Raw genomic sequence first — 12,522 nt, forward strand, 5'->3', positions numbered from 1 at the left:
GAGGGGTCCCGCACGATGACCATCCGAGCCCGGACGCCACGCCCGCCGGCATCGTCAGGCCCGGCAGATGCGGATCCGGTCGTCGGGTCAGCGGCGGACGCTCAGCCCCCGCACCACCGGCACATCAGCCGGAACACGGCGAACAGCGTCGGCGGCCATATGACGGCGAACGCCCAGATCACACCCGGCTCGGAGGTGGCGATCCCGGCCACCATCAGCCCGACCGACACCGCGAGCAGGACCGCCACGGTCCAGACGCGGGGGCGGTAGGAGCCGAGGCGGGCCAGCATCCGGCCCGGGTCGGGACGGCGGCTCAGTCGCAGGGTGCGCAGTCGGCGGTCGAGGCGGCGGTCGCGGCGCAGCGCGCGTTCCATCTCGTCGAGGATGCGCTGCTCGTTCTCGGGAAGTCGGCCGATGGACACGCGCTTTCTCCTTCCGGGCGGCCGGACCGTCTTGCGTCCCGAGGGGGACGTGCGGCGGAGGACTTACAGCGGGGATGTGGAAGCGGGTGCCCCGTGAGGTCCCGGAGTTAACCGGGGACCGGCCGCGCCAGCGCCTCGACGAGCCGGTCCGCGCTGTCCGGCACGGTGCCCTCACGGAACCCGTCCCGGATCTGCCGGGCGCTCACCCGGCCGCCGGTCAGACACCAGTCCCACCAGCGGTCCAACTGCTGCACGTCCAGCCGCTCGGCGGGCACCAGCGCGGGCCAGCCGCAGGCCCGGGCCTGTGCGGTCACCTTCGCGCCGCCGGTGACGGGGTCGACGGCCAGCACCGGGGTGCCGACCCGCAGCGCGATGACCAGCCCGTGCAGCCGGTCGGTGACGACGAGGTCCAGCCGGGCCAGCACGGACTGGAGCTGCGCGGGCGTGGCACTGAGATGCCAGTCGTGCGTGTCGAGCCGCGTCTCCAGCTCCAGCCGGCCGCAGTCCTTCCCGGCCAGCCAGCGCGTCACCTCCTCGGCGACCTGCCCGTGCCGCCGCAGCTCTCCGTACTCGTGCTGCCCGTGCGTGAGGATCACCCCCACGACCGGCCGGGCGGGCGCGTCCGGGGCGCGGGCCGCGAGGTCCTCCACCGGCTCGCTGTCCGGCCCGTCCCGGGGCAGCACCCGGTGGAAGCCGGTCACGGCCGCGCTGGCGGGGTCGATCACGGAGGTGCCGACGGCGATCCGCACACAGTGCGCGAACCGCCGGTGCAGCTCCTCGATCTGCGGTCCGTGCAGCGGGCCGCACACGAACACCAGGTGGGAGTAGTCCTCCGGCCACAGCCGGTCCAGATGCAGTGCCTCCGGACGGAAGCCGGGACTCCAGGCGACGTCGTAGGGGATGCCCGTGCCCAGCAGTACGTCCTCGACCCGGCGCAGGGCCAGCACGTCCCCGGCGGTGGCCTCCCCGTCCCGGAAGCTGAACCACCCGGTCAGCAGAACCCTGCGCGGTCGCATGCCGTCTTGTGTGTGCACATGCCCTGAGTGCCCGCCCACCGGGAAGGCAATCAGGGCATTACGGGCAAACGCGACATGGTCACTGGGCGTAGAAGGTGGCGTCCGCACGGTCGGCCGCCGTGCTCACCGCCTGCACGTTCAGCAGGTACTCCCAGTGGCGGACGTATCGCCCGGGGTAGTTGTACGACTCGTACGAGACGCCCGCCGGGTCGGCCAGCCCGGCGCGCCGGTGGAAGGCGGCGTCGGACGCGAACTGCGCGCTGCCGTCGTTCTTCTCCAGCCACACCTCGAAGTTCTTGTGCCGCAGGTAGTAACCGGGGAAGTTCGCCGACTCCAGCGAGACGGTGCCGCTGCCGGCGAGGCCGGGCACGACCCGGAACTGCGAGTCGGCGAGCTTGGTGACGTTCGCCTCGATCCGGGCCCGGTAGTCGTAGTGGCGTATGAACCGGTCCGGGAAGTTGTACGAGGAGAAGCGCTGCGGGGTGACGCCGTCGGCCACGGGGATGCCGAAGTTCGGGGTGCCGTCGGCGTTCCAGTAGACCTTCTGCACACGGGTGCGGCGGTTGGGATCGTTGAGCGGGTCGCCGCTGATGTCCTTGTAGCCGCGGTCGTGGTAGACGAGGATGTCGCTCTTGCCGTCCTCTGACACGGTGAAGGAGTTGTGACCCGGACCGTACTGGCTGGTCGCGGCGCTGCTGGCGAACACCGGCGTGGGGCTCTTGCTCCAGGACGCCTGGCTGAGCAGGTTCGCGCTCGCGGAGGCGGTGAGCATGCCCAGGCAGTAGTTGCTGTCGGTGGCGCTGGCGGAGTACGTCATGAACACCTTGCCGCCGCGCTGGATGACCGCCGGACCCTCGTTGACCTTGAAGCCGACGGTCTCCCAGGAGTAGGTGGGCCGCGACAGCATCACCGGAGTGCCGGTGATCGTCCAGGGGTTCGCCATCCTCGCGAGGTAGATGTCCGTGTTGTTGTTCACGGACGGGTCGCGCTGCGCCCAGGCCAGGTAGCGCACGCCGTTCACGACGAAGGTGGTGGCGTCCAGGGAGAAGCTCTCCCACTGGGTCTTGATCTGCCCCTTCTCGGTCCAGGCGGCGGTGAGCGGGTTGGCGCCCGTGCCCTCCAGGACGTACATGCGGATCGCCCAGATGTCGTTCGTGGCGCCCGCCGCGAAGTACACGTACCACTTGCCGTCGATGAAGTGGATCTCCGGCGCCCAGATGTGGGCCCCCATCACGCCACTGGCGTGCTTGGTCCAGATGGTCGTCTCGGGGGCCGACTTGAGCCCCTGGATGGTGGTCGCCCGGCGCAGCACGATGCGGTCGTACTCGGGGACGGTAGCGGTGAAGTAGTAGTAGCCGTCGGTGTGCTTGAAGATGTGCGGGTCGGCCCGCTTCTCGGCGATCGGGTTGGTGTACGTGACACCGGGGGAGTCGGGCACGGCGGCCTGCGCGGGCGCGCCGGTTCCGACGAGGCAGGCGGCGAGGGCGACGAGGAGGGCCAGGAGCAGCCGCGGTGCATTGCGTCTCTTGCGTCTCAAGGGAGTTCTCCGGATGAGGGGGGAGCGATCAGGTGGTGGGGACGAGCTTCCACTGCTGGCAGTTGTTGTTCAGCCAGGTCCACTGCCGTACGTCGGCCCCGTTGGCCGTGCCGCAGTCGGTCACGTTGGCGACCTTGCCGGTGGACTCGTTGACGATCCGGACGTAGTCGTCGCTCGCCGTGTACACCAGCCGGTAGCGCTGGCACTTGTTGTTCAGCCAGGACCACTGCCGCAGGTCGGCGCCGTCCGCGGCGGAGCATTCGGCGGTGTCCAGCACCTTGCCGGTGGCCGCGTTGACCAGCCGGCTGGTGTCGTCGCCGAGGTCCTCGACCTTCCACCTCTGGTTGGCGCCGCCGTTGCAGCTCCACTGGTGGACGTTGGTGCCGTCGGCGCTGCTGCCGCCCGCCACGTCCAGGCACTTGCCGCTGTTGCGGTTGACGAGGGTGTACGCCGTCGGCGTCGCCGCCGTCTCGCCGGACGGACCGGGGAGCGTGCGGCCGAGGGGGACCGGGGCGCCGAAGTTCGGAGTGCCGTCGGCGTTCCAGGTGAACTTCTGGGCGCGGGTGGTGCGGGCGTTGCCGCAGCCGCCGTTCGCCGAGGAGTTGGCGTGGTAGACGATCCAGTTCTCGGTGCCGTCGGGCGAGGTGAAGAAGCCGTTGTGTCCGGGGCCGTACACGCCGGCCGCGTTGTCGCGCTGGAAGACCGGGGTCTGCTTCTTCGTCCAGGACGCCGGGTTCAGCGGGTCGGCGCCGGTGAGCTCCAGCAGCCCGAGCTTGTAGTCGGCCGTCTGGCACGAACTCGCGCTGTACGTCAGGAAGGTGCGGCCGTTCCGGTAGAGCGGCTCGGGCGCCTCGTTGACGGGGGACCCCGACCGCTCCCAGCTCAGCGTCGGGCTGGAGATGACGGTGAAGGTACTGCTCGCCAGGGTGTACGGATTGCTCATCGGCGCGATGACCAGGCTCTGTGTACCGCCGTTCACGAAACCGCTGCCGACGAGGTACAGCCGCCCGTTCGCCTGGAGCACGCTCGCGTCGATCAGCCAGCCGCCCGGCGTGAGGTTCGACCCGGTCAGCGACCCCTTGTAGGTGTAGGGACCCATCGGGTCGGAACCGGTGCTCTCCAGGACATGGGTGCGCTGCGAGTCGCAGCAGGCCACGCCGCTCCGGCCGGCGGAGTAGTAGAGGTACCAGCGGCCGTTCAGGAAGTGGATCTCCGGCGCCCAGATGTTGGTGTTGCGGGTCGCGGTGGTGTCCGACCACACCTGGACGCTGGGCGCGGTGGCGAGCCCGGCCAGGGTCGGCGACTTCCGCATCGCGAGGACGCCGGTGAACGTGGTGGTGATCAGGTAGTAGTCGCCGTCGTGGTACGTCAGCCAGGGGTCGGCGCCCTTGGCCGACTTGAGCGGGTTGGTGTAGGGGCGCCCGTCCGCCGCGGACGCCGGCTGCGTCGCCCCCGCGAGGGCGAGGAGCAGGGCGAGCACGCAGACGAGCAGGGGACCGCGGCGCCTGGCCGCAGGGGTGGTCCGGAGCATACGAGCCGCCTCTGTCCGAGTCTATGTCCGTTATTTCGAACGCAGTTCGTGAATTCGATCAGAAGATAAGTGGGCCTCTTACCTCCGTCAACGGTTTGCGCAGGCATGACGCCGGAGCCGGTCGGGTCGGTCATCGACGTGAAAACCATGTTCATCTAGCATGGGGGGCCGACGAACGCGCCGGTCGAGCAAGGAGTCCAGTGGTGGGCGAAGCGGAGGAGAGCCCGGCCGTGGAGCGCATCCGCACCCCGGGCCTGCGCAGTACGTGGCAGCGCCGGGCCGTGCTCGGCACGCTGGGCCGCTGCCGCGAGTTCGTCTCCGCGCAGGAACTGCACGCGCTGCTGGCCGACGCGGGCAGCACCGTCGGGCTCACCACCGTCTACCGCACCCTGCGCGAGCTGGACCGCGCAGGGTTGGTCGACGTCGTGCGCGACGAGGGCGGCGAGCGGCTCTACCTGGGGCGGCCGGCCGGCGAGCACCGCCACTACCTCATCTGCCGCCGCTGCGGCCGCAGCCGGCCCGTGGACGCGGAGGCCGTCGAGGAGTGGGCCGCCCGGCTCGCCGAGACCACGGGCTTCACGGAGCTGGAGCACACCCTCGAACTGAGCGGCGTCTGCGGCCCGTGCGGGCGCGGGCCGGGCACGGCGTCCTGCCCGCCGCCCCGCCCGGCCGGCCGGTCAGCCGGAGAAGCGGGCCGTACCCGTCAGGACGCGTACGTCGAGGTCGGTGACCACGTCCGCGGTGAGCCGGGCGGTGAACTCGGCGCGCACCCGCTCGACGGCGGCCGGTGACAGCCCGTCCAGCATCCGGCGCGCCCCGCTGCCGGTGGCCAGCTCCCAGCCCGTCTCCGGGGACAGCGGGGCGTCGAACCGCCGCTGTACGACCCGGGGTTCGCTCCCGCCCAGGTCCGTCAGCCAGGCCGCGAGGGTGCCGGCGGTGTCGATCCTGGCCAGCTGCTCCATCTGCGGCGGGCGGGGCAGATCGCGCTCCGTCAGGACCGCGCCCCGGAGTGCCGCTTGCCAGCCGCCGAGCGCGCCCTTCTCCCAGACCGTCACGACGAACCGGCCACCGGGACGCAGCAACCGCGTCAGCGCGGCGGAGTCCCGGTCCATGTCCGGGAAGAAGAACACCCCGAGACCGCACTGCACGACGTCGTATCCCGGGCTGGTCACGGGCCACGAGGTGACCTCGTGGTGGTGGAAGCGAATGTTCGCCAGGCCCTCCTCGCGTGCCCGGCGCTCCCCGATCGCCAGCAGTCCGTCCGCGAGGTCCACGGCGTCCACGCGGCCTGCCGCCCCTACGGCCCGCGCGGCCGGCAGCGCCGACGCCCCGGCTCCGCAGCAGGCGTCCAGCACCGACTCGCCGCCGGTCGGGGCGGCCACGTCCGCCGTCGCCTCGCCGACCGGATCCCACAGCACCCGGGACCAGCTGTGGAACTCCGCCGCTCCCGCGCTGAAGACGTCTCCGACGGTGTTCCGTCCGGTGGTCATACGCAACCGCCCCTCGTTTTCGGCCGAGTCTAGGCTCGGGGCGTCCGGGGCCGCGCGGCGATTTCCGTCAGTCCGAGGGCAGTTGGGGCAACTCCTCAGGTGCGCTCCGTGGGGCGGGAGGCGGGGCCGTGGTGGCCCGGGGGATCACATGGGTGGGCAGCACGACGTGCCGTTCGCGGTCGCCGCCGGGGTCGTTGACGAGCGCCAGCGCGAGCGCGCCGGCCTCCCGGCCGATGGCCGAAGGCGACTGGGCCACGCTGGTCAGATCGAACCACTGGGCCACCGGCTGGTCGTCGAAGCCGACGACGGACACCTGCCCGGGCACCTCGATGCGCGTCGCGCGCAGCGTCCAGATCACGGCGACGGCCACCTCGTCCTGCTCGGCGAAGACCGCCGTGGGCGGCTCCCGCAGCCCCAGCAGTCTGCCGACCGCCTCGGCGGCGCCCCGCTTGTCGCCCGGTGGGGTGGCGACCACGAGATCGTCGTCCAGGGGCAGGCCGGCCTCGGCCAGCGCCTGCCGGTAACCGACCAGCCGCTCCTGCGAGCTGAAGGCGAAGCCACCGGTGCCCACCGTCCGTACGTAGGCGATCCGGCGGTGGCCGAGGTTGAGCAGATGCCGGGTGCCGCGCAGGGCGCCGGCCACGTCGTCGACGTAGACGCTGGGCCGTCCCTCGACGTGCTGGCTGACGTACACGACCGGCATGCCGAGGCTGTCCAGCCGGGCGGTCTCCTCCTCGGTGAGGTCGAAGGAGAACACCAGCAGCGCGTCCGCGTTGCGCCGCGCGGGGAGATGCTCGAAGAACGCCGTGCGCTCGGCCATGCCGGGGATCGCATAGACCGTCAGTTCCATGCCGGCTGCCCGCAGGACGAGAGCGAGTCCCGACAGGGCCGCGCCCACGAACCACGAACTGAGCGTGGGCACGAGCACCGCGACGCTGCACGTCCTGCCCGTCACGAGGCTGGCGGCATGGCGCGAGACGGCGAAGTTCAGTTCCCGGGCGGCCTGTTCGACACGGGCGCGGACCTCCGGCGAGACCGTGGACAGGCCGCGCAGGGTGCGCGAGACCGTGGAGATGGAGACCCCGGCCCGTTCGGCGACGTCAGCCATCGTGGGGTGCCGCTGACCTGGTGGCATGCGCCGGACGCTAGCACGGGAACACTGCCGTGCACGGCACTCGGTGACAGCGCTGTCTCACCTGATTCTTGCCTTCTTACCACGGCGCGACGCATTGACTTCCCGGCTGGGCACTCCTAACGTGCAAACGTTGTCTCGACAGGTTCGAAGTCGCCCCGGAGGGACGCCTCTCATCCGCTGTGAACTGCGGTTTTTATCAGCGGAATGCCGTGGCAACGCAATCTCATGACCAAAGCCATTCCGGGGGAACAGACACGACTTCGGTATGTCACGACCAGGAGAGACAGTGAAGACCAGTACCGCCAGAGCGATTCAGTGTTCCGCAGCGCTCGCCGCCGCCGGACTCCTCCTCACCGCCTGCGGCTCGTCCGGCGGCAGCGGCTCCGGACAGTCCGCGCAGGCCGCACCGGCGTCGTTCAAGGGCCGCGGCCCCATCACATACGTCGCCGGCAAGGACACCACCGGCACCGTCCAGACGATCATCGCCCGCTGGAACAAGGCACACCCCAAGGAGAAGGTCACCTTCATCCAGCTGCCCACGGACGCCGACTCGCAGCGCCAGCAGATGATCCAGAACGCGGAGACGAAGTCCGACGCCTACACGGTGCTCGCCACCGACGTCGTGTGGACGTCGGAGTTCGCCGCCCACCAGTGGATCGAGCCGCTGCCCGCGAACCAGTTCCCGCTCGGCAAGATGCTCAAGCCGGTGGTGGAAACGGGCAAGTACCGCGGCAAGCTCTACGCCGTCCCCGGCAGCTCCAACGGCGGCCTGCTGTTCTACCGCACCGACCTGCTGAAGAAGGCCGGCGTCAGCCAACCCCCCACCACCTGGGCCCAGATGACCGCCGACTGCGCCAAGGTGAAGAAGCTCCCCGAGGCGAAGAACATGTCCTGTTACGCCGGGCAGTTCCAGAAGTACGAGGGCCTCACGGTGAACTTCGCCGAGGCCGTGAACTCCGCCGGCGGCCAGATCGTCGACGCAGGCGGCAAGCCGGACGTCGACACCCCGCAGGCGAAGAAGGGCCTGGACTTCCTCGTCCACTCCTTCAAGGACAAGACCATCCCCAAGGAGGCCATCACCTACCAGGAGGAGGACGGCCGCCAGGCGTTCCAGGCAGGCAAGCTGATCTTCCTGAACAACTGGCCGTACGTGTACTCCCTGGCCCAGAAGAGCGCCATCAAGGGCAAGTTCGCCGTCGCGCCCCTGCCTGGCCTGAACGGCCCCGGCGCCTCCAGCCTCGGCGGCTCCAACCTGGCCCTGTCGTCCTTCGCCAAGAACAAGGCCACGGCGCTGGACTTCATGAAGTTCTTCACCAGCGAGGAGAGCGCGACCTACTTCCTCAAGAACGCCTCTCTCGCCCCGCCCTACGCCGACCTCTACGACAACGCGTCCCTGGACAAGCAGTATCCGTACCTGCCCGACCTCAAGCAGTCGATCACGAAGGCCGTGCCGCGCCCGCGGGTCGTGCAGTACGGCGACGTGACCGCCGCGATCCAGAACGAGGTCTACGCCGCGCTCACCGGTAAGAAGAGCAGCGCACAGGCGCTGAAGGACCTCCAGGGGGACCTCCAGAAGCTGACGGCACAGTGAGGCCGCGGGTCATGGCCGACACCGCGATCCCGCCCGACACCGCCCCGCAGGAGCCCGGGACGGCGGCCACCCGCCGCCCCGGGCGGCCCCCGGCACCCGACGGCCCCCGGCGTCGTCCACGCTCCCGGGCCACCGCGGGCACCGGCCGCCTGGCCGCGCTCCTGGTCTCCCCGACGCTCCTGGTGCTGACGGTCGTCGTGCTCTACCCGACGCTCATGGCCCTCGACGAGTCCCTGTACGGGCCGAAGGGCCTGGACCCGAAGACCGGGTTCATCAGCAACACCGAGCCGTTCGTCGGGCTGAAGAACTACACCGACATCTTCACCCAGGCCGGCGACCGCTTCTGGAACGCCTTCTGGAACACCACCTTCTTCACCGTCGTCACGGTGTCGCTGGAGACCGTGATCGGCGTCGCCATGGCGCTGATCATGCACCGGGCCTTCCGCGGCCGGTCCCTGGTGCGGGCCGGCATCCTCGTCCCCTGGGCGATCCCCACGGCCATCTCCGGACTGCTCTGGAAGTGGATCTTCAACGCCGACGGGATCGCCAACGTCCTCCTCGGCCACCAGGTCCTGTGGACCGCCGACGGCTTCTCCGCCAAGATCGCGGTCGTCATCGCCGACGTGTGGAAGACCGCCCCCTTCATCGGGCTGCTCGTCCTGGCCGGCCTCCAGGTGATCCCGAAGGAGATCTACGAGGCGGCCCGGCTCGACGGGGCGAGCGCCCTCCAGCAGTTCTGGCGCATCACCCTCCCCTTGGTGAAGCCCGCGCTGATGGTGGCGGTGCTGTTCCGCTGCCTGGACGCGCTGCGGATGTTCGACCTGCCCTACATCCTCATCGGCGCCCAGAAGGGCTCCGTCGAGACGCTGTCGATGCTCGCGCAGAACGAGGCGTCCAACGTCCGCTTCGGACCGGCCTCCGCGTACGCGGTCCTCCTCTTCCTCTACGTCTTCCTCATCGCGCTCGCCTTCGTCCGGCTGCTCGGCGCCGACCTCATCGGGGGCGCCGGCGGGACGAAGAAGCGCAGGAGCCACGCGGTCAGGGTGCCGCGCCGCCGCGTCCGGGAGGTGACGGCATGACCCTCACGGCCAAGTGGCGGCAGTGGCTGCCCTATCTGGGCGTCGCCGTGGTGGTGGCCTACTGCCTGGCCCCGTTCTACTGGATGCTGGTCTCCAGCCTCCGCAGCACCGGCGACATCTTCAGCACCTCGCTGTTCCCCTCCACGCTGTCGTTCGAGAACTACCGGTCGGTGTTCAGCCCGGCCCAGGGCTTCACCAGGGCGCTGCTCAACAGCCTGATCGTCGCCGGCATCACGACCGCGATGTCGCTCCTGCTGGCCACGTTCACCGCGTACGCGATGGCCCGGCTGGAGTTCCGCTTCAAGCGGCTGATCCTCACGCTGATCATCGCCACCTCGATGTTCCCGGTGGTCTCGATCGTCGTCCCGCTGCTGAAGCTGTTCACCGACATCGGCTGGATCAACACCTACCAGTCCATGATCGTGCCCAGCATGTCCTTCACGCTGCCGCTGGCGGTGTGGAACCTGACCACCTTCTTCCGGCAGATGCCGGACGAGCTGGAACACGCCGCCATGGTCGACGGCTGCACCCGCGGCCAGGCCTTCCGCAAGGTCATCGTTCCGCTCGCCGCGCCGGGCATCTTCACCACCGCGATCATCACCTTCATCGCCGCCTGGAACGAGTTCCTCATCGCCCTGTCGATGACCAACAAGCCCGGCATGCAGACCGCGACCGTCGCCATCTCCAAGTTCTCGGGAGCGACGACGTACCAGACGCCGTTCGGCAGCCAGATGGCCGCGGGCGTCGTGGTGACCATTCCGCTGGTCGTGATGGTGCTGCTGTTCCAGCGCCGTATCGTCGCCGGGCTCACGGCCGGCGCGGCGAAGTAACCACCCGTCTTCCACAAGGAGCCACGTGTCCCCCACCGCACCCTGGTGGCGCAGTGCCGTCATCTACCAGGTCTACATCCGCAGCTTCGCCGACGGAAACGGCGACGGCATCGGCGACATCGCCGGCATCCGCTCCCGACTGCCGTATCTGAAGTCCCTCGGCGTGGACGCCATCTGGATCAACCCCTGGTACAAGTCGCCCATGGCCGACCACGGCTACGACGTCGCCGACTTCCGCGCCATCGATCCGCGCTTCGGCACCCTGGCCGACGCCGAGCAGCTCATCATCGAAGCCCACGAGCACGGGATCCGCGTCATCCCCGACATCGTGCCCAACCACACCTCCGACCAGCACGCCTGGTTCCAGGCGGCGTTGGCCGCCGGGCCCGGCAGCCCGGAACGCGAGCGCTACGTCTTCCGCCCCGGCCGCGGACCCGACGGCACGGAACCACCGAACGACTGGGTCTCCTGCTTCGGCGGCCCGGCCTGGACCCGGCTGCCCGACGGCGACTGGTACCTCCACCTGTTCGCACCCCAGCAGCCCGACCTCAACTGGCAACACCCCGAGGTCCGGGCCGAGTTCGAGTCGATCCTGCGGTTCTGGTTCAGCCGGGGCGTCGACGGCTTCCGCATCGACGTCGCCCACGGCCTGATCAAGCACCCGGAGCTGCCCGACCTGCCGCCCCGCGCCGAACCCGCGGTGACGGGCCCGCTCACCCGCCGCGACGAGATCCGGCAGCACCTCGACCACCCGCACTGGGACCGGGACGAGGTGCACGAGATATACCGGGCCTGGCGCAAGGTCGCCGACGAGTTCCCCGGCGACCGTTCCTTCGTCGCCGAGGCATGGGCCGACACACCGGAACGGCTCGCCGCCTACGTCCGCCGGGACGGCCTCCACACCGCCTTCAACTTCGACTTCCTCATGTGCGGTTGGGACGCCAAGGACCTGCGCGCCGTCATCGACGACTCCCTCACCATGCTCGGCGCGGTCGGCGCACCCGCCACCTGGGTCCTGTCCAACCACGACGTGATGCGCCACCCCAGCCGCTACGGCCGTACCGCCGCGCGGAGCTGGATGGCCAACGCGCGGTACGAACCCGACGGCGCCCTGGACCTCGATCTGGGCACCCGGCGTGCCCGGGCCGCCGCCCTGCTGATGCTGGCCCTGCCCGGCGGCGCCTACGTCTACCAGGGCGAGGAACTCGGCCTCCCCGAGGTCGAGGACCTGCCCGAGTCCGCCCTCCAGGACCCGATCTGGGAGCGCTCGGGCCACACCGACCGCGGCCGCGACGGCTGCCGTGTGCCCATCCCCTGGTCGGGCCAGGCAGCCCCCTACGGCTTCAGCCCCGACGGTGCGACCGCTGACCCCTGGCTGCCGCAGTCGGCCGACTGGGCAGGACTGAGCGTCGAGGCCCAGACCGGCGACCCGGCCTCCATGCTGGAGCTCTACCGCACAGCACTACGCATCCGCCGCGACCACCCCGCCCTCGGCGACGGCACCATGACGTGGCTGGACGCTCCGGAGGGCGTGTTGTCCTTCAGCCGCGAGCCCGGCTTCGTGTGCGTGGTCAACCTCTCCACCGAGCCGTACGAACTGCCCGCACACTCCGAGCTCCTCCTGGCCGGCGGCCCGCTCGAGGGGGGCGTGCTGGGGCCCGACCAGGCGGTGTGGCTGGCGGTGTAGCGGGGATCCTGGTGCCGGGTCAGGCAACGTTTGCCCTGTTGGCGACGGCGCGTAGGCGCCGGTCGTCGGCACCGGCATTGTCGGCCGCCCGCAGGGACCGCGAGTCGGCGATCGCGGCCGTCGGCGTGCGGCGGCGGGCGTACACTGCTGAGCAAATCACCATTTAATCGGTTTAACCTTGTAATCCGGGCAGGAGCGTAGCCA

11 protein-coding genes are annotated in these 12,522 nt (G+C 70.2%); 5 read left to right on the top strand and 6 right to left on the bottom strand.

Annotation, left to right across the window (positions count from 1 at the left end; translation table 11 throughout):
• Positions 1-101: 101 nt before the first annotated feature.
• The 4 genes from ACZ6TU_RS15200 to ACZ6TU_RS15215 all read right to left on the bottom strand — a co-directional run bounded on the left by ACZ6TU_RS15200 (position 102) and on the right by ACZ6TU_RS15215 (position 4,506).
• Positions 102-422, bottom strand: coding sequence for a DUF3040 domain-containing protein (locus tag ACZ6TU_RS15200; RefSeq protein WP_467669711.1), 321 nt, complete (start codon positions 420-422; stop codon positions 102-104).
• 107 nt (positions 423-529) lie between these two features.
• On the bottom strand, positions 530-1,438 hold the full coding sequence (locus ACZ6TU_RS15205; RefSeq protein ID WP_467669713.1) for a polysaccharide pyruvyl transferase family protein: 909 nt from the start codon (positions 1,436-1,438) through the stop codon (positions 530-532).
• Positions 1,439-1,517: 79 nt separating this feature from the next.
• A complete protein-coding gene (locus tag ACZ6TU_RS15210) occupies positions 1,518-2,939 on the bottom strand; it encodes a family 43 glycosylhydrolase (protein WP_467670304.1) in 1,422 nt (473 codons plus the stop codon).
• A gap of 64 nt (positions 2,940-3,003) precedes the next feature.
• Entirely contained in the window at positions 3,004-4,506 is a 1,503-nt protein-coding gene (locus ACZ6TU_RS15215; protein ID WP_469548657.1) for a family 43 glycosylhydrolase, read from the bottom strand.
• Between the two features lie 203 nt (positions 4,507-4,709).
• On the opposite strand from ACZ6TU_RS15215, the gene ACZ6TU_RS15220 reads away from it, so the two are divergent.
• Positions 4,710-5,297 (top strand): Fur family transcriptional regulator, encoded by a 588-nt coding sequence (locus tag ACZ6TU_RS15220; protein WP_469548659.1) that lies wholly within the window; start codon positions 4,710-4,712, stop codon positions 5,295-5,297.
• Here the strand turns inward: ACZ6TU_RS15220 and ACZ6TU_RS15225 are convergent.
• Together ACZ6TU_RS15225 and ACZ6TU_RS15230 are read right to left on the bottom strand one after the other, a co-directional pair.
• On the bottom strand, positions 5,184-5,996 hold the full coding sequence (locus ACZ6TU_RS15225) for a class I SAM-dependent methyltransferase (RefSeq protein WP_469548661.1): 813 nt from the start codon (positions 5,994-5,996) through the stop codon (positions 5,184-5,186). The genes ACZ6TU_RS15220 and ACZ6TU_RS15225 overlap by 114 nt on opposite strands.
• Before the next feature lie 67 nt (positions 5,997-6,063).
• Positions 6,064-7,131 (bottom strand): LacI family DNA-binding transcriptional regulator, encoded by a 1,068-nt coding sequence (locus ACZ6TU_RS15230; RefSeq protein ID WP_467669720.1) that lies wholly within the window; start codon positions 7,129-7,131, stop codon positions 6,064-6,066.
• 286 nt (positions 7,132-7,417) lie between these two features.
• On the opposite strand from ACZ6TU_RS15230, the gene ACZ6TU_RS15235 reads away from it, so the two are divergent.
• The 4 genes from ACZ6TU_RS15235 to ACZ6TU_RS15250 are packed head-to-tail and all read left to right on the top strand — an operon-like array spanning position 7,418 to position 12,318.
• Positions 7,418-8,722 (top strand): ABC transporter substrate-binding protein, encoded by a 1,305-nt coding sequence (locus tag ACZ6TU_RS15235; protein WP_469548664.1) that lies wholly within the window; start codon positions 7,418-7,420, stop codon positions 8,720-8,722.
• 11 nt (positions 8,723-8,733) lie between these two features.
• Positions 8,734-9,801 (top strand): carbohydrate ABC transporter permease, encoded by a 1,068-nt coding sequence (locus tag ACZ6TU_RS15240; RefSeq protein WP_469548666.1) that lies wholly within the window; start codon positions 8,734-8,736, stop codon positions 9,799-9,801.
• Positions 9,798-10,631, top strand: a complete 834-nt coding sequence (locus tag ACZ6TU_RS15245) for a carbohydrate ABC transporter permease (protein ID WP_469548669.1) — start codon at positions 9,798-9,800, stop codon at positions 10,629-10,631. Before ACZ6TU_RS15240 ends, ACZ6TU_RS15245 begins: the two co-directional genes overlap by 4 nt.
• 25 nt (positions 10,632-10,656) lie before the next feature.
• Positions 10,657-12,318, top strand: a complete 1,662-nt coding sequence (locus tag ACZ6TU_RS15250) for a glycoside hydrolase family 13 protein (protein ID WP_467669728.1) — start codon at positions 10,657-10,659, stop codon at positions 12,316-12,318.
• The last annotated feature ends 204 nt before the right edge of the window (positions 12,319-12,522 follow it).

Source organism: Streptomyces sp. NPDC052064 (assembly GCF_055585925.1).